Origin of the sequence: Wolbachia endosymbiont (group A) of Lasioglossum morio, from assembly GCF_947250585.1 — a bacterium.
GTDB lineage: Bacteria > Pseudomonadota > Alphaproteobacteria > Rickettsiales > Anaplasmataceae > Wolbachia > Wolbachia pipientis.
Genome location: NZ_OX366327.1, coordinates 343,852 through 362,378, shown reverse-complemented (window position 1 = coordinate 362,378; position 18,527 = coordinate 343,852). Strand labels below are relative to the sequence as shown.

Annotated in this window: 11 protein-coding genes and 1 pseudogene; 3 read left to right on the top strand and 9 right to left on the bottom strand. The window is 34.8% G+C overall.

Annotation, left to right across the window (positions count from 1 at the left end; genetic code table 11):
- Positions 1-5: 5 nt before the first annotated feature.
- From OOK89_RS01730 to OOK89_RS01705, 6 genes are all read right to left on the bottom strand, one after another.
- Positions 6-230, bottom strand: coding sequence for a gpW family protein (locus OOK89_RS01730; protein WP_264706169.1), 225 nt, complete (start codon positions 228-230; stop codon positions 6-8).
- Complete coding sequence (locus OOK89_RS01725; RefSeq protein ID WP_264719161.1) at positions 230-2,068, bottom strand: phage terminase large subunit family protein; 1,839 nt, start codon at positions 2,066-2,068, stop codon at positions 230-232. The genes OOK89_RS01730 and OOK89_RS01725 overlap by 1 nt, the downstream gene beginning before the upstream one ends.
- A complete protein-coding gene (locus OOK89_RS01720; protein WP_264719160.1) occupies positions 2,065-2,187 on the bottom strand; it encodes a hypothetical protein in 123 nt (40 codons plus the stop codon). The genes OOK89_RS01725 and OOK89_RS01720 overlap by 4 nt, the downstream gene beginning before the upstream one ends.
- Positions 2,188-2,201: 14 nt before the next feature.
- Complete coding sequence (locus OOK89_RS01715) at positions 2,202-2,699, bottom strand: hypothetical protein (RefSeq protein WP_264719159.1); 498 nt, start codon at positions 2,697-2,699, stop codon at positions 2,202-2,204.
- Between the two features lies 1 nt (position 2,700).
- Complete coding sequence (locus tag OOK89_RS01710; RefSeq protein ID WP_264719158.1) at positions 2,701-3,933, bottom strand: DNA modification methylase; 1,233 nt, start codon at positions 3,931-3,933, stop codon at positions 2,701-2,703.
- A gap of 131 nt (positions 3,934-4,064) precedes the next feature.
- The gene (locus OOK89_RS01705; RefSeq protein ID WP_264719157.1) at positions 4,065-4,532 is read right to left on the bottom strand and encodes a crossover junction endodeoxyribonuclease RuvC; all 468 of its coding nucleotides are present in this window, start codon (positions 4,530-4,532) and stop codon (positions 4,065-4,067) included.
- Between the two features lie 226 nt (positions 4,533-4,758).
- Between OOK89_RS01705 and OOK89_RS01700 the strand changes: the two genes are divergently transcribed.
- The gene (locus OOK89_RS01700) at positions 4,759-5,991 is read left to right on the top strand and encodes a hypothetical protein (protein WP_264719155.1); all 1,233 of its coding nucleotides are present in this window, start codon (positions 4,759-4,761) and stop codon (positions 5,989-5,991) included.
- On the top strand, positions 5,957-7,063 hold the full coding sequence (locus OOK89_RS01695) for a hypothetical protein (RefSeq protein WP_264719154.1): 1,107 nt from the start codon (positions 5,957-5,959) through the stop codon (positions 7,061-7,063). Before OOK89_RS01700 ends, OOK89_RS01695 begins: the two co-directional genes overlap by 35 nt.
- 521 nt (positions 7,064-7,584) lie before the next feature.
- Here the strand turns inward: OOK89_RS01695 and OOK89_RS01690 are convergent.
- Positions 7,585-8,436 (bottom strand): BRO-N domain-containing protein, encoded by an 852-nt coding sequence (locus tag OOK89_RS01690; RefSeq protein ID WP_213862822.1) that lies wholly within the window; start codon positions 8,434-8,436, stop codon positions 7,585-7,587.
- A gap of 1,433 nt (positions 8,437-9,869) precedes the next feature.
- Positions 9,870-10,367 (bottom strand): annotated as a pseudogene (locus OOK89_RS01685) (AAA family ATPase); the annotation flags it as partial.
- A gap of 1,793 nt (positions 10,368-12,160) precedes the next feature.
- Here OOK89_RS01685 and OOK89_RS01680 point away from each other — a divergent pair.
- Positions 12,161-14,275: an AAA family ATPase gene (locus tag OOK89_RS01680; protein WP_264719152.1), complete on the top strand. Its 2,115-nt coding sequence runs from the start codon at positions 12,161-12,163 to the stop codon at positions 14,273-14,275.
- Between the two features lie 463 nt (positions 14,276-14,738).
- On the opposite strand, the gene OOK89_RS01675 is transcribed toward OOK89_RS01680, so the two are convergent.
- Positions 14,739-18,266 (bottom strand): DEAD/DEAH box helicase, encoded by a 3,528-nt coding sequence (locus OOK89_RS01675; RefSeq protein ID WP_264719151.1) that lies wholly within the window; start codon positions 18,264-18,266, stop codon positions 14,739-14,741.
- Between the last annotated feature and the right edge of the window lie 261 nt (positions 18,267-18,527).

The window sequence follows — 18,527 nt, the reverse complement described above, 5'->3', positions numbered from 1 at the left end:
CCATTTTATTTAACCCCTTTATCTGTTGAAATCACAATCCTGCGCTTCGGCTTTATACCTGCAACTTTCAGCTCAGCTTTGATTCGTTGTCTTAAGTCCAATAGATCTTTTATCTGTACTTCTCCATACCTAACCACATGGTCACCATATGCAATCGATACTACTCTTTCCCCGCTCTGTAGCTTCTTTATCGCTTCTTCTACTTGATCTAAATATTCTTGGCTATACATCAACTTTTCTCATTCAACCATTGACTTCTTCTCACTCTTTTTGACTTTTTAGTTTTTTCACCTACTAAACTTTCCCACTTACTCTCTGGCCATCTATCTATTCCCAGTGCTATCGATGCTGCTCTTGCATAAACTCTGCAATCTAGTACTTCATTTCGATCCCTTATCTTTTGCCACTCTTGTTTGGTATACCCTTTTACTACCTTGGTAATTAGTTGTTCTGCAGTAAGTTGCTTAAAATATTCAGGTGGATATTCGGGAAAATGACAATACCCCGGCGCCCCTTCTGTTAAAACATTAAGTAATTGGAAAAGCTCGGACTTTAATATCGATACCCCAACTGGCCACAGCTTCATTCCTCTCTTTAGCTTTTGTCCGCTAACTGTTACATCTACTCTACTTGGGCTGCTAAGTGGCACTAGCGCTTTGTTTGCTCCTTTCACTGCCATTACTCTCCCTGACCCTTGGTGACCTCTTACCCAGTTGTATACCTCTTGTGTTGCATACCCAGCATCTACCGCCATCATGCTTATCATGTATTCAAGACCATTTTCACCGATAAAATGATGATTCAAAAGCTCTGAAAGTTTTTCCCATATTTCTCCACTTCCAGTATCACCTTCTAATACCTGGTAGTCTATTGACCAACTTTCTCGGTTTCTTCCCCACGCTACCACTTCTACTTCTAAACGATCTTTTTGTACATCAACCCCTGCCGTCAATACTATTTTTCCACTTTTTGGCACCGTACCAACCGTAAAGGATTCTCTTCGGTTAAATAGTTGCTTCCAGTCTGGTACTTCTCCCTTATCTACCCAGGTTTCTCCGAGTGTTGTATTTATCCAAACTTTCAGTAATTGTTCATTTTCCTTTGCATGCAGATAATCTTCCACTGCTTGTTTCCAACTATACCAACCAACTGGGCTATACAAGCTCGATAAATGAAACCCTATTTTTCCCCCTTCTTTTGCCTCTTTTTTTCCCTCTTTCCCTGTAGCTCTCCATTTTCCACGGGCTAGCATCTCTGTTTTTTGATGGTTTTCTATTTTGCCGCTGCATTCTATACACACATAATGGGCTGTTGAGGGATCTTTATCTTTCCACTTTATCTGTGGCCATTTCAGCACCTGATAGTGATCACAATGTGGACAAGGTACAAAAAAGTATCGTTTGTCTGAATTCTCAAATTCCTTCTCTATTCTGCTTATTCCGTGAACCGTAGGTGTTGAAACCAAGAATATTTTTCGCCGCGTAAATGTATTAGTTCGCGCGATACTGAGAAGAACTGGATCCCCTTCTCCTCCTGAATCTCCTGGATATGCATCTACTTCATCTAAAAAAAGATATTTTACCGGCATAGAGCGCAGACCCACTGGACTGTTGGCACCTGTTACTACTACCGTTCCTCCCGGAAATTCCTTACTTTGTACAGTGTTGCCTGAATCTCTTGACCTTGGATCTTTTATTTTACTCCTTAAACATGGCGTATCTTCAATGAGCGGCGCAAATCTTCCCTTTGACCAACGCTTGCCCATTTCTACTGTTGGCTGTACTACCAGCATAGGGCCTGGTGTTTGGTCGATTATATATCCTATCCAGTTATTCCCAGCTTCTGTTCCGCCTATCTGCGCTCCTTTCATGAATACCACTTTTTCAGCCGGTGAAGACGAAGATAGTGAATCCATTATTTCCTTAAGGTACGGCGTTCTCTCTGTCCTCCATTTCCCTGGTTCTGATGATGCTATCGTTGAAAGTTGACGATTTCTATCTGCCCACTCTGATACTTTTAGTGGTGGATCTGGCCTTAGCCCTGCATAAAAACTACTGCTGTATATCATAATGCTGCAATTGTTGCACTTTTAAGGAGAAAAAGAGGTATTTTTTGTCTGCAATAAGTATCTGCTGATGCCTTACTTAAAATCAGTATTGCAACTAATATGTTTATTAAACCTATCAAGTGCTTCCTTAGTATCATTGAAATGTATTTTCCACTAACTCTTCTAAAGCTGTTCTGATTTCCTCAGTTAATGTTTCATGGATCTTTTCTGTGTCGTTCATCGATGCCAGTAATGCTGATACTCTGTCTGGAATATTCAAAAGATTGTTACGAACCACTCTCGCAACATTAAATGCTTCAGTCTTTACTTCTTCTACTGAGATAAGTTCACCAATCTCAGCTTTTGCTTTTGCCTCGAGCAGTTTTCCCCGCTCCATCTCGTTTTTAATTCGGGTTTTAAGCAACATCGTTGAAAGATCATTATTTCCTCTTTTTTCCCCTTCTTCTCCACCTTTTCTCCTCAGTGGTTGACTTGGATCTCTAATTGCTTCTATTGCTCTATTTGCTTGTTCTCGGTCAATTAATCCATCTTTCAGCTCAACTATTCCTTTCTTCACTAAATAACAGACATATTGCTTGGCAAACCCTTGTTCCCTTGCCCATTCTGTTTGTGTGATTTTTCCCTCTTCCATCTTATTGTCTTGATTCTTGAATTTGTGCAAAAGTCTTTCCAGTATCAGCGAGAATAGCATCTCTTCCTGTATACACCTGCCAACGCTTTATCGTTACATCTACAAAGGCGGAATCAAGTTCTATGGTTCTACAGATTCTTCCTGTCCTCTCACATGCAATTAATGTACTTCCAGACCCGCTAAATGGATCAAGAACTATGTCTCCTGGTCTACTGCTGTTTACTATCGCTCTCTCCATTAACTCCACTGGTTTCATCGTTGGATGCAATGAGTTATAAGTTGGCTTATCGTAAAACCAGAGATCACTTTGATTACGTCCCCCATGCCACTCACGTTTATTGCCATTTTTCCAACCGTAGAGTATTGTTTCGTATTGTCTTTGATAATCAGATCTTCCTAGCGTAAAATGATTCTTTGCCCAAATGATGAATGTCGACCAACGACCACCTGCTTCTTCAAATACCTTTTGCAAGGTCGAAAGCTCAGATGATGATGCACAGATGTAAATTGCCCCTTTGGTGTATGCTAAAACATAAGTACAAATGTCATAAAGGAACAATTCGTAATTTTCACCTTGATCATCGTTTAGTATTTTTTTGTCTTCTCTTTCCTGACTGTCACCATATGCTACGTTATACGGAGGGTCACACACGGTAATATCTGCCATTTTATCGTCCAGTACCGCTTTAAATGATTCAACCAGACAACTATCACCACAGTAGATTCGATGACCACCTAAAATCCACAGATCCCCTGGTTTCGACACTACTGACTTTTTATCGACCAATTCCACCCCCTCTTTTTCTCCTCTTTCTACTTCTTCTTTTCCATCAATGTTGTCGAGAAAGCGTTGGACTTTTTCCAGCTCAAATCCAGTCATTTTAAGGTCAAACTCCAAGTCTTCTAACTCTTGAATTTCCAACTTCAAAAGATCATCGTCCCACTTTGCCCAGTTAGCTGATTGATTTGCTAGTAACCGAAAAGCTTTGGTTTGGGCTTCACTTAAATTATCACTGAGCACTACGGGAATACTCTCCATACCCAGTTTTCTTGCTGCTTTAAGCCTTAAATGACCATCAACTACAGTGCCATCGCTTTTTGCAACTATTGGAATACGAAAACCAAACTCCCGGATTGAAGCACACATTCTGTTTACTACATCGTCGTTCTTGCGAGGATTACGCTCATATTCGACAAGATTTTCAATAGGATAGTAGTGTATTGCTAAGTTCATATTCCTAATAGTTGTTATGTTTAAATTCTTAATAACTTGTTAAAAAGTTAATAATTAAAATACATCTGACGCTAGAGAGGGCTCGGGGTTTCGCTCCCAAATCAGCCTGGCTGGCGGGAAGGACCCACTTCCTATATGTTATCTAGCATATTAAAATCTTTACTAAAATTATTAACATAGAACATCAATGCCAAAGCATCAGCTTCATTATCGTCTTGAGGAAAAAAACCTTTGCCCTTTATAGCTTCAATAACTTCACCCTTACTTGCATTGCCTTTACCTGTTATAAAGCGCTTTATCGTCTTCACCGGCACACCTTTGTAGGGAATGTTGTTTTCCTCACACCAAGCAGTCAGAACGGCATAAAAACCACCATAGCAATGAGCTGCATCAGTACCTAAATGTCTTCTTACTTCCTCAAAATACACTGCAGTGAACTTATGTTCTAAAGAGTTAAGCCAATTACGGAAACTCAAAAAGCACATGCCACCTCCGCTAAAACGATTACCATGAAAACTTTCGCTCCCACTTTGAATTACCCCATCTATCAAAATTGCCCAGCCGGTTTGTTTGCCGAGGTCGAGTGTTAAAACGGACATTTATATTCAGAATTTGTTTCGCTAGAGTGTAAAATACCTATATAATATATATTCAGGATTTGAAAAATTTTTGTCCAAAAAATCTTCTTCATAAACAAATTTTTTAGAGAAAAACTTGGTTAAAAATCAGTAAACAACCATCGTATAACTATTGGTCAAGACTTTCAGATTTCTATCTTAACAATGTAAATACCATATTATGCTGCACGGTATTATTTAATCTTTTATGCAAATTTATCCAAACCGTAAATTCTGGGAAGATGATTTAGAAGTACCAGTTAACTACTTACTTGAGCGTTTTCGCAATACAGAAGTGCGTTATTCCTGGATGAATTCACTTTCTGGTAGGCAGTTAAGTGTTATCTTTCAACACTGTTTTAAAGACAAACTAAATGGTCAACTCTTTGATGATGAAAACTACGATAACACATCCATACAATATAAACGTAAAGTGATTGCTAAACATTTAGACTCTCTAGTTATTTATTATCTGATTAGCTGTTTTGACCGTGCAAAGCTTGAAGCTACTGTCAGTGAAATTGCAAGATCTGCATTGACTGAGGAACTCATGAAATCCTACCTTCTAAAAGATAACAATAAATACGACAAAAAGTCTTTGTTATTTCTATTGTTTCATGTAGATCACAACCTTTTAAAGTCTGTCTATCACTTTGAAAAAATACAAAGAAAAGGTTCTGTATCATTTGCTCTACAAGAGATACCACGACAACCAAATGTTCCATTTAAAGACTTCATCTCTCAGGAAACCATAGTGCAGATATTGAAAGAAGACGACACTAAACGAAATGACGGTTTTGAAAATCAATTACAAGGTTTCTTCTACCATCAAAATCGTTTATATGTATTAGTTCGTAGAGCTAGTGGTATAGATTTACTACTAAACTCAAACAAGGTTGTTCATGGTCATAAGCCAGATTGGATGATTTTGGATTTTCTAGTTAATGGTACTCAAGTAGATCTTACTGCCAAAAATATTGATCAAGCTACAGAGATAGCAAATAGCATTGCAAGTCGTTATTTTAGCTCTGAATGTGTTTTTGTAAATGTGCAGGATAAAAACTTTGCAGAGCAAGTGTATAAATTCATTAAAGTTTGTGTTGATGGCTCTGATTCAAATATATTCACTTTTGAGTTAAAATTTCAGTCAAATCGTTTTAAATATAGCAACACCTGCATTACTTTAACCGTTATACCACATGATCCTATTGCATCTGAGCTTTATATTTTACACCCTTCTATTGGTGATATACTAAAATCTATTGAATTGATGAAGATAATATTTCAAGGCAAAAAGATAGGATTATTTTTTAAGCGAAGTGATGAGTACATAGCAATTTACTACTCTGAACATCCGTTGAATAAAAAGGAAAGAGAGGATTTTAAAGCATACATGAAACAATTTTATGGTCTTACAATCTTGCCAAGAGCAAATCTCTGACCTTTTTAATTCTGGTAGCTCTTGGGTTAATCCAAATCAAAACTACATTAAAGCTGCAAAGTATTTGTCAGATCTTGAATTAATTAAGATGCAAGAGAGGGCCTATATTATCTGCTCTCATAGACAAGATAAATTAGATTGGCCAAATATAGTTGATCCATACTGTAACAATGAGATTTTCATTGATGAGGATTTTGATGAAGTATGCGATAATATAATTTGTGAGAATTGCAACCGTGATATTTTACCTAATACCTACAAGAAGCAAAGATTTCATCGCTTATCTGTATATTTAAACCCAGAGAAAATTATGAATTGGTTTGAAGGTCAGCTAAGTACTACGCATTTCATGTGGCAAAAGGTGGAAAGAGGAGTTTATTATATTGGTGGCCAAGGTGAATTTGTAAATCTCATTATTCTTGATTTTTGCACCAATCCAACATTCTTAACCATAGATAGGCTAAGAGTCAATCCAACCGTATTAGTAATACTGAGAAAAAACATACCAGACATACCTCTTGATTTGCCTATAGTAGAAATGGTTGACCTTTTCTGTCAGCGTAGGACTTTAATTGAAATATTTCAAGAAGCAGTACAAAGAGGAGTACCAGAGTTAATACCAAATACTTCAATGCAAATTTTACATACTTCACTTGAGCAAATTGAACCTGCTAGAGAGAAAGAATTACTAGAGTTACAATTGGTAGAAGGCTCACTTTACGTAAACAATATAGAGATTCTGAATAAGAAAGCTGTAGCATGTATGAAAGTTTTTCGCATATTATTTGAACAATTTTTGAATGACTGTAAAAAAGAATTGCCTCCTGAAAAACACACGTTGCTTAGCATAGCTCAAATAGAAAAACATCTAAATCTTGATCAAGAAGCAGATCCAGAACATCACATCAGAAAACCACTAAACACAATCCAAAGGACAATAAAAACCACCTTAGCTAAAAAGTTAGGACTAAACATCGAACGTAATGATGTGATTCAAACAGTTGGTTGGCCTGGATCATCGCGTAGAGATTATGGTTACCGTATTAACCCTTTTACTGTGGTAGTTCGTTAACTGTGTTGACGAGAAGTAAAAGATGTTATAATGGAAAAAGTAAAATTCATGTAATTGAGTTTTAAGCTTTGGTTGACTCTAAAGTCGCATCTAGCTTTAAAACACAGTTTTTGCCTTATCTAAAAAAATACAAATTCTCAATTACGTAAAAGCCTAAATTTCTTTTGCTTTCTTCAATCTTTTTGTTTGCCGACTTTTGTGTTTGAAGCACATCTACACTCAATGTCTCTATACTAATATATACCGGATTTCTTACTACTTTTTCCGGGATTTTCTGAAAAAAAGTTAAAATAATTTTAAGACAGCTAAGAAATTAAAAAGAGCATTATGTCTTTTACAACAGAAATCTTCACTATTTGAGTTCTTTCCATTTTTGAAACAACTTTTTACTTGATCTGAGAAGAGATTACATGAGTTTTTGGTAAAAACATACAAAACCTATCTAAATCATCAATAACGCTATAATAGCCTTCTAAAACGTTTTAAACCATAAAATTCAGAGGTTTCTCATAGTGAGAACTTTAATCTTTAATCCTCTTTAAAAAGTTATCTGAAGAAACGACTTTCACACCTCTCGCTTTTTCAAATGCCTCTCTTGCTGTGCCTGCGTTCTTGCCTCCTTCCTTTGCCGCTTCTAAATTTTTATTATAGCCCTGTGCATCTTTATCTTTTATTTCATCAATGGTAGCCTGTTCTCCTAGCATGTTAAAAATTAATTCAATTGGTGTCATATGGTCTCTTAGTGGTTGTTTCCTCAAGCCTTTTATTTCCTTATGATGCTTTGTTTTTACTCCAAACGTTCCCTCAGAAATTACGTCTGTCAATATTGCGTATTCCCTACCTTCAATATACTTATTATTGTGGTCAGATATATTTCTGTTACCCCATTCCTTTGTTAGTTGATTTCTGACAGCTATCGATTCTATTCTCTTTTGTATCCATTCCTGAGGGTACCCTTTTGCAGCATAATCGGCATAGATTCGTTTGAGTGCAAGCTCAGGGTTTTCATATTCTTGTAGCCTTTCATACCCGACTTTTGCAAGCCAACGTTTAAATTGTTCAACTCTTTTGGAAGGAATAGACTGCAAAATACGAAACAACCCCTCAACATTTGTACAATTAACATTCTGTTTACCACCTTTTGTTTTAATTTCAAGGGGGGTGACAAATTGTCCCCATCCTTCAGAAAGCCCTATATCTCTGCTTTTTATCTTTTTTAGATAGTCAGATGGGTTCTTACTACCTGTCAGAAAAGCTATTACTTCTGTTATTACGTACCACCATTCTCCATCGTGTAATACTCTAGTAAAATTGCTATTATCAAAAGCAGTAGTTTCAATATCTCCTTCTTTTAAAGTTAAAGTGTCAATCATATTGAAAATAAGTTTATTCTAAAAACCAAATATAAACTAAGTTGCTTTTTATTACTAATAAATAGTGGAAGTTTTATCTCCATTATACGTGATAAAATTAGAGACGTAAATAAATAAATTTCGATCTTTGTCTCCATTTTGAACTATTAAGCGGGTTAAGAGTTCTGTAGCTTCTGTTTCTTCTTCTATGGCAGTAACTTTTTTCCTTGAGCTTCATCTACAATTTGCTGATTTCATTACTGAGAATTTTGCAATCAATTGCTCAGAGGTTTGCAATAAAAGTTGTTGTATTTTCATAAAGTCTCCATTAACCCATTCACAAGTCGTTCAATCTTTTTTGAAGAATTTTCTTTGCAAAGTGTAAAAAATGTGTTAAACTTACTAGTAAGTTTACTTTGCAATAGTTGGGTTACTAAAGATGCCTTTTATTCGAGTTTTTAGGGAGGCTACACGCGTTAATTTAAAAAAGACGATTTTATATCTAAATTACAAATAGTGTTGTAAGGACCTCCTAAAGCGTTTTAAAGGGTAGGAGTATTTTGTTACCCTCTCTATGATAGAAGTGACATAAGTTGGCTGTTGCAAAAATAACGTTTCAAAAAGTCTACTAACCATTTGTTCTTTAGGTTTGAAAAATTTTCTTTGCAACCAACAAAAAAACATGATAGACTGGTTTTAGGCTTTCTTGTAGTAAATAAAAGTTTGGGGTAAAAAATAGTTTAGAAATGCCTCGTAATCGAGTTTTAAGCTACCCTACATGAGTAATTTAGGTCTTGGTGGTATAATTGTACCCTGAAGTCACAGGATCGTCTTAAAACGCAATTATGAGCCATTTGTTCTTTCTTATTCAATTTAAATATCCTAATAAGTTTTGTAGTGGTCTTTTTGCTCTTCTTTCTTTTTGATAAGTTTTATTTATTTGTAGTTTATATATTTATTAATTTATATTTATTACTATTGTTATTATATATATATAATATATAAGGGTTTTAGGAATAGCAAAATCAGCCATATTGGCTAACTTTAGGTGCGTAGTTGCTAGGAATACTTTTAGGAATGTAGGTCAAAAAGCCTAGGTTTTATGCAGAGTCTAGCTTCCTTGATTTCTAACTATTTAGCTGATAACCTAGGAATTAGGAATATAATGCTACCTATAATAGATATCAATTTTTAAGAGATTAATGTCTGTTTGTAAAAATATTCTTGCATAGCTGTTGAAAAACCAATAGCCCATCTGGTATGGTTTTAGCTATTTCTGGTTGTTTCTCCATTCTACTATATATCTATCTATTGTAGCATTCAACGTAAACTAGCAACTGAATATTGTATATATCCATATATAGAAAAGTATGGTTAGCAACAAAGCCTACAGAACAAGTATTTGAATAAGAGATCTATTAAAAATAGCTGTAAAGAATTTACCTACAGAAGTTTTATTTGCAGTTAAGATCTTCAGCTCCAGGGGTGAATTTTCCTATACCACAAGCAAAGGGTCCTGTTGTAACGTCAAGCCACTTATCCTCTCTTGAACCTTTAGACATTCCTTTTACTAACTGTTTTACCTGTAAAAGTTCCTGTATCATACGTTCTAATTTATCTCTTCCCATATTGTGAAAAATTTCAGGCAGTCTATGCCGTTGTTTATATACTCCTGCACTTCCTGTATGAGTAAATGGATGCCCTGCAATAGCAGATCGTTTAATTGCATCGATAAGATATATCTTAAGACTTTTATCGCTAATGTTTTTAACTTTCAATTGTGCTGTTATATCTTCTAGTAGCCCTGTTTCTTGATTTCTTAGGTAAGTTCTTACAGTGTGATCAGCTAAACCATTGGCCTTCACAACTGCCCCATGAAACAAAGCATTCTGTCTTGGCATTTCTCCTATTGACTTAAAGATTTTTGGCTTAGCTGTACCTTCTACCGGCCAAATAGAAAAAGCTAAAATGCCGGCTCTGTAGAAGAAAGAAAAGAAGCGTTATTTTATCTAATTCATTTGTTTGTACTTTCATCTGGTCAATTATGGCTTTGGGGAAGAAAAAAGTGAATTAGCTTAGTTAATCTCCTAAAAGAACGTGTAAAAGGCTTAAAACGTATATCAGACATAAGCTCTGAGCATTAAAAAGGTAGAAAAGTTTGAGGAAAGCAAAAGAAACGAAGTAATAGTGTAGCTATCTGGGCTGGGTTTTTGGTGAGTTGCGTGTAAGTAACTTAAAAAAAATAGCTTAATGTTTTTTAGAGAAGACAAAACCTACGTTTTAAAGCTAGATGTGACTTTAAGGATAAATGTACCCCCCTGATCAAAGAGCGCTACCTTTAAACTCAATTACAAGGCATCCTTAGTAGTCTTACTATTGCAAAACAAACTTATTCTTAAGTTTATCACGGTTTTTATGCTTTGTAAAGAAAATTTTTTAAAAAGAACTGAAGATTTTATTTATTGATGTCTTGAACAAGCGTTCTCTGATCACAGAGTTTGAACTTACCTAATTTTCACCTCCTTTTTTTAGAGAGCTATCTACAAAATTAAAAAATAAATAGAAGTGAAAAATATAAATAGGGTATTATTATGTACCTTATTTTTATTATTTATAATAATAGGTTTTTTTTCTAAACTAAGAAATACCTAAAATCAGCCAAGGAGTAGCCTTTTATGGTATTGGAGCAGTTTGCTCAACTTGTAATCTTAAATTATACTAAATTCCTCTACAATAGCCCACTTCTCAGCTTAATAAGATTTCATTTTATAATCTAAACTGGCTTAAACTGCCTAAAATCAGCGTAATCTAAAATCTTACTTCTTAAAATTTTGGACGAATTTAGAACGGACCGCGTATATATATAAGATTTTTTGGACGAAAAACAAGCGAATCCTGTATATATATTATAGGCCCCTAAAGTTTTTTCAAAAATATTGAACAGTTTTTGGAATTTTGGTGAACATATATATAGCAAGAAAGCATTAAATCCATATATTTTCATAAAAGGAGTAAACATGTATACTATTACTTTCTTTCGGAAAAAACCTTCTACTCTCTCCGGAAAAAGTCGTAAGAAATCCGGTAGTAGGAGTACAAACACTTTTCTATTCGCTTATAATCCCACCTTAAATCAAACTATTCCTAACCTTCAAAGACACCATTATGAACTATATAGCAGAAAGAAAACATTAGTTTTTTTTAATTTATTTTAAATAAAATGCAAGTCATTTGGCAAACTTACCAAATAACCAAATGAACCTACAAAGAGAAATGCAAGAAAATCAATACTTTAAAGGAATTTCAAATGGCAAATAAGATTTCATTTGGCAAAATTGCCAATCAGTCTCAAAGCTGCGTATATGGGGAGGTTTAGCCAAAATGTTAAATGGTAAATTTCCTTATATATAATATATATTACATATTAGTAGTATGTAATATATCAATGTGACAAAATAGAAGCATTATGACTTTATTTAATAAGAAATTGACATAGTAAGAAAAATACTGTAGAATAGGCGTAGAGGATTATCTCTTAATTAAAAAGAGTTTCAATACCCTCACAACCTACTAAAGCAGCCAACCAATGAAAAACCTTCTTAATATGCTTTTCACTTAGACGTAAAACATATGCCAAAAGACCTGCCACCATAGCTTTCCCTTAACAACAAAGAGTAAGACCCCAATCAAAACAGCCTTACTCAAAAACCTTTCAAACACTTAACTTTAAAAGGAGTTTCAGTCTATGATACAAGATTTTTTAACTAATGTCAAACAAAAAAATACTTTAAATGATGAATATTACGATTTTAACAATACTGTAGAACCATTAAAGCAATTTGATGTAGAAGAGATTAAAAGGCAATTATTATTAAACATAAGATCATGCCTTTCTTATTTATTTCCAAGAGGAACTTTTCATGGTGATAAATTTCATATAGGTGATGTACAAGGTAATAAAGGCAAAAGCCTCAAAGTTGAATTAGCGTATGGTAAGGTCGGGTTATGGATTGATTTCGCAACTGGGGGCGGTGGTGACATTATCGATCTTTGGGCAGCCGCACATGGGAAAAATGCTAAAATAGAATTTGTTGAAGTAATGGCTTCGATAAGTAAATGGTTAGGATGCAACAAACCGCCTATACAAGAACAAAAGAAAATAACTCAATGGGACTATCTTGATCAGGATAACCAGTTGATTGCAAGTAAATATCGTTATGATACTGCTTCAGGAAAGAGGTATCTACCTTTTGATGCTAAAAAATCTACCTTCACTGCACCTGAGATCAGGCCTCTGTATAACATTCCAGGAATTTTAAAGTCTGATAAAGTTGTTTTTGTAGAAGGAGAAAAATGCGCAGAAGCACTAATAGAACAAGAAATCACTGCAACGACAGCAATGTTTGGGGCAAATGCACCTATTGAGAAGACCGACTGGAGTCCACTTAAGGGAAAACATGTTATCATTTGGCCAGATAACGATGATCCTGGGAAAGATTATGCTGAAAAAGTTGGAAAAAAGCTTTTAGATATTGGAGTTGCATCACTTTCTATTCTCAAGATTCCTCAAGATAAACCAAACGCTTGGGATGTTGCAGACGGTGTGCTAGAAGGAATGAACGTTGAAGAATTTATTCTTAACAACAAAAGCCCTTATTCTCCAAGAAAGTCAAAAAGGATTGATACTACAGCTTGGACCAATATCCCTCCAGAAAGAAAGTGGGTTATTAAGGATTGGCTCCCTGTGGGAAGTGTTACAGCTCTTTACGGTGATGGTGGTGTTGGAAAATCTCTCCTTGCTCAACAACTAATGACAGCCGCTGCTGCTGGTAAACCTTGGCTTGGAATAGATCTAGAACAAATAAAGACATACGGTGTGTTCTGTGAAGACGATGAAGAAGAACTTTGGCGTCGGCAATGCGCAATAAATGAATTTTATCAATCAGGTATGGAATCTTCTGATTTTCAGGATAATGTTGGCTTATGGTCCCGAGCAGGGCACAATAATCAACTTATGGTTTTTAATAACAAAGATACTGGTCAATTAACTACTTACTTTCAAGAGTTACTTGAGGACATTGAATCGTTTCAGCCGAAGCTTGTGGTATTAGATACAGCAGCAGACCTATTTGGAGGTAATGAAAACGATCGCTCTCATGTAAGGCAATTTATTCAAACCTGTTGTGGTCGCATAGCTCAAGCAATAAAAGGAGCGGTTCTATTGCTTGCTCACCCTTCTGATTCGGGGATGATACGTAAAACTGGTACAGGTGGTTCAACAGCATGGAATAATACAGTAAGGTCTCGTTGGTATTTGACTAGACCAGATAAAGCTAATGCTTCTCCTGACGAGAGAATTTTATCGCGTAAAAAATCTAATTATTCGCAGTGCAATAACGGGCAAATGACACTTTACTGGAAAAATGGAGCATTTGTACATGACAATTCAGTTTTAAATTCAGAACCAATAATCAGAGATCAATATAGCAAAAAGCTGGATTTAGAACGGATGAGAAAACATGAGGTTATCTTGAGTTTAATTCGCAGTAGCGCATATCAAGGTAATATTTATACTGCTGGACAATTTGCAAAGCGTTTTGAAGGAGAAGAGGGGCTTGGTAGTGAGCGCAATATCAGAGAAAGAATAAATAATCTTGCAACTCTTGGACAGATTAAATTCTTTCGTAATGCTGAGGAATATGGGACCAATTCTAAGTATGGATTTCTTTGTGTGAAAGATATGGAACTTAAGGTTTCTACAGAAGGTAAAGTAGAATACAAATTAGTAAAACCAACACATCATTATTTATTAGCAAATGGTGTAGTCTTACCTATTAAGGATTTAGATATTTTATGGTAAGCCGTCTGTAAAAAAGTTTATGAAAACAGTAATTACTTTTTTTGTTCACAAAAAGCCTATGTTTTCATTTATTCAGATTTTTAGGGTATTAAGAACATTTAAGAAGGTAAGTGAATTTTCTAAAAAACCTTCATACAAAATTTTTTCTTTACAATGAATAAAAATGACTATAAACTTGCTAGCAAGTTTGTCCTGCAGTAATAGAATTGTTAAAGATGCCTTTTATTCAAATTTTAAAGGGTATTACAGGCGCTAAAAAGGTACAATGGATACTTAAATCGCTTTAAAACGTAATTACAGGCTTTTTGCTTACCAGTAAATAATGGAGACATAAAACATAAAATATAAATCTTTGTCTCCATTATGTATGATAAAATTGGAGACGTAAATTTTGATCTTTGTCTCTATTTTGAACTATTGAGCGGTAGTTATCTGGTTCTTTACATTAAATAACTCAGCTATATTATAGTGCATTTTTTATATTAACTAAATCTCTTAATTGATCGTTGTTAAATTCTGTAATCCAACTCTCGCCACTACTTATAGTTAGGTTTGCTAATTCCTTCTTGCTTTGAATCATCTCATCAATACGCTCTTCAAATGTACCTGTTGAAAGTAGCCTGTACACCATAACATTACGTTCTTGCCCGATACGATAGGCCCGATCTGTTGCTTGTGCTTCCACTGCTGGATTCCACCATAAATCGTAATGTATTACATGATTTGCTGCTGTTAAATTAAGCCCTGTTCCACCAGCTTTTAAAGATACTATAAGAATATTTGATTGCAATGAATTTTGAAAGTCATTAACCATTTCGTCTCGTGCTTTACGGAACAGTCCTCCATGTAAAAATGGCACTTTTGATTCAAACCTTTCTTCAAGCAGTCTAGCTATAATTTTACCCATTTCAGTGTATTGGGTGAATATTAATGATTTTTCTGCAAGTTCACTAATTCCTATCAGTATCTCTTCTAGCATCTGCATCTTTCCTGACTGCTCAACATTTGCACGCTTTTTCTTGCCAAACTGCGATGGATGGTTACAAATTTGCTTTAAAGCATTGATAAGTTTAAGAATTAGTCCCTTACGTTCAATTCCTTCACTTCTTTCTATCTTTTCCATAGTTGTATTAACGACTTCTTGGTAAAGTGCTGTTTGCTCTGGAGTCAGAGAACAATAACGATTATTTTCAATTTTATCTGGTAGATCCTGAATAATGCTTTTATCACTTTTTACCCTACGTAGCATAAAGGGGTGGGTAACTTTCATGAACCTCTCTAGACAAGCTTTGTCTCTCGCTTTTTCAATCGGTGTTGCAAAACGAGTTTTAAATTGCTTAGGGGTACCAAGGTAATATTTATTAGTAAAATCAAAAATACTCCAATACTCTAGTAGTCTATTTTCAACAGGTGTACCGCTCATAGCTATTTTATTTTTTGCTGTAATAGCTTTTATAGCTTTGGTCTGTTCACTGTTGGGATTCTTTATATTTTGTGCTTCATCAATCACGAGCAAAAACCATCCGACTCTGTTAAGCTCTTTTTTATCACGACGTGCAAGACCATAGGATGTTAGAGCTACATCATAATCACTTGCCAATTCTCGATTTTGTCCGTGATAGATGAAAAGCTTTAATTCTGGTGCAAAACGTTCCATCTCTCGTTGCCAATTACTTAATATGCTTGTGGGAGCTACTACCAAGACTCTGTCCCGATCCAAAAACCCTGTATTTTTGCAATACAGAATAGCTGCTATAACCTGTAATGTTTTACCAAGACCCATATCATCAGCAATTATGCTACCAAACCCGTTTTCTATGTTCTGTATAAGCCAACTAAATCCGCGTTCTTGATATGGGCGTAGTTGTGCTATTAGATTATTTGGTGTAGTAACAGGTGTGTAAGTATTAAGTTTATTAAATAAGCTTGTAAGCTGCTGGTCAAATGCTACTTTAGTTTCATTTACTTCTCCTGTTAGAGCAGCTTGCATAAGCTCTGCTTGACTTAAATAATCAGGCAATTTATCAAGTTTTTTTAATAAAGCTTCTACCTCCTTATCATCCAAAAGCACATACTGATCGACTATTCGCACAAGCCCTCGGGAATCTTTTAGCAATTTTTTAAATTCTGTAACGCTTAGTTTTTTATCTCCTATTGCTACTTTCCAATCAAATTTCAATAAATTTTCCAGCGTTAAAAAACTTTCGCGATCTTCTTTTATTTTATCCTTGGCAGACAAACTAAGACTTAATTGTGGTTTGAAGATTTTTTGCAAAGATTTCGGCAAGATAACTGTTATACCTATTGCTCTTAGTACTGGTACAATACCCAGGAATAAAGGTGCAAAATCGTCTAAATTAAATGATAACTTGCTATTGCTATCAATCGATCTTTCTAATTCAGGTATGTATTCAGATAAGAGTGCAAGATCAGATAAAATACTAAGCTTTACGTTTTGATTAGAAAGTGCTTTTTCCAGCTTTATGAATGACTTCTCATCATCCAGTGATAACTGTACCTCAAGTTCAAATTTTTCATGGTGATCTTTTATCATTAAATAGAGTTTGTAAGGTTTATCTGCTAAATAAAGACGTGAAAGCCAGAGATTAATTGCTTGCGGTATTTCCTTGTTGCTAAACTCAGTAAACTTGTATGGTCTTCCAGTAAAGAATAATTCAAAGATGTATTTATCTCTATGCTTATCCAGTGATGCAGGAAAGTTATCTTCTATATACCCTAAAAGGATGAGAGAGATAGCAACATTTACCTGTTCCTCTGGTTCCATAGCGATTTCTTGATATTTAATCAATAGAGGCGGACAAATAGATGATATCTTGCTATGAATTTCCTTAACTGACTCATTAAACAACGCCGGAATCCACCTAATTATAATTTCTCCTCTTTTGTTTTGTAATACTTGTGGTATTAGCGCTGACTTTTCCATCAGCATATGTGCAAACTGTGAAATCATATGCATGAAGCGAAGTTCAGGGTTAAGTTTGTGGAGTAACGAACTAGGAATATCATTTAAAAATCGTGCTACATCCCTCAATACATTTCCACTGAGCCTAAATAAATTAGTTGCACCATTGCTCACTTGAGTAAGGTAATGCTGATCATCAATGAATAGTTGAAATGTTTTCCAATTCTCAATATTTCCCCATCTTTTAATAAATAGCTCCTCTTCTGATAGTTCCTTCTTAGAAGCTGGATAGTACACTAACTTTCCTGCAGGATACTTTTGCCAGTGCTTATAAGCTATCTGTAAAATATTATGGAAGTTTTTTTCAAAAAAAAGTGGATTATCTGTTAAAATACTACTGATACAATCAAAAAGGTTAGGAATAGTTGATAAATCAATATCATTTAAAATTGCTTGGTTATGTATTCTAATTTTAGAACATGCCTTAAATATATCATCTATCTTTAAAATATTTTGAGCATTTTCTAATTTTCCATTCCCAAAATCATCGATAAGTGCTGACAAATTACAATTATGAATATTAAAAATCATGAAGGGGTTTTTATCAATTTCTGCAGCAATAAGATAAATTACAGCAGCAATATGTTTACAAGGCATAGCCCAATCAGGACAGTTGCAATTTGCATTCATCTCTTCCCAATTTGAAGGAAACAATTTAATCCCAAGATCATTAAGCTTATCAAACAAGCTGGTTGGTAATTGCCTATTTATTAATTTAGATAGTATAGAAGGTGAAGTTTCAATAATTTGACGAATGGTCTGTTGTTCTGATGAGCTTAATTCATTGAGTATAATTTTGACTTTATATGGTTGAGGTTTTGAACCACGATATGGGTAAGATCCTGAGCTATGAACTTTAGCTGTAACTATGTGACCATTAATTTTAATACCAAAAGCTCGACCAGTATTAGCACAAGTTCTACCACGTGGAAGACGGTTATCATAATCAATTCTATTGAAGCACTGAAGCCATTTTTCTCCCCACCATGTTCTTCCATAAATAGTCATCTTGTAAAACTATATATTTTAACCTAGATAAGCTAGATGCTGATTCTATGGATGATTTTCTCTGAATATGCAAAACTCATCTTGAACTACTACAAAATGTTAATTATAACAACAGAGAGGGCAAAAGCAATAAACACTTATATCAAAGGAAAAATTGATTAAGGGAAAAGTGAAACTTTTTAAAGGTTGTTTAATACCTTTACACCTGTGATTGTAGCACTAATGTTGTGCGATAAATGTACAGTGAAAATGTCATCAGAA

Coding starts and splice junctions, on each gene's coding strand:
- OOK89_RS01730 (WP_264706169.1), bottom strand. CDS start 230: ATGTATAGCCAAGAATATTTAGATCAAGTAGAAGAAGCGATAAAGAAG.
- OOK89_RS01725 (WP_264719161.1), bottom strand. CDS start 2,068: ATGATATACAGCAGTAGTTTTTATGCAGGGCTAAGGCCAGATCCACCA.
- OOK89_RS01715 (WP_264719159.1), bottom strand. CDS start 2,699: ATGGAAGAGGGAAAAATCACACAAACAGAATGGGCAAGGGAACAAGGG.
- OOK89_RS01710 (WP_264719158.1), bottom strand. CDS start 3,933: ATGAACTTAGCAATACACTACTATCCTATTGAAAATCTTGTCGAATAT.
- OOK89_RS01705 (WP_264719157.1), bottom strand. CDS start 4,532: ATGTCCGTTTTAACACTCGACCTCGGCAAACAAACCGGCTGGGCAATT.
- OOK89_RS01700 (WP_264719155.1), top strand. CDS start 4,759: ATGCAAATTTATCCAAACCGTAAATTCTGGGAAGATGATTTAGAAGTA.
- OOK89_RS01695 (WP_264719154.1), top strand. CDS start 5,957: ATGGTCTTACAATCTTGCCAAGAGCAAATCTCTGACCTTTTTAATTCT.
- OOK89_RS01690 (WP_213862822.1), bottom strand. CDS start 8,436: ATGATTGACACTTTAACTTTAAAAGAAGGAGATATTGAAACTACTGCT.
- OOK89_RS01680 (WP_264719152.1), top strand. CDS start 12,161: ATGATACAAGATTTTTTAACTAATGTCAAACAAAAAAATACTTTAAAT.
- OOK89_RS01675 (WP_264719151.1), bottom strand. CDS start 18,266: ATGACTATTTATGGAAGAACATGGTGGGGAGAAAAATGGCTTCAGTGC.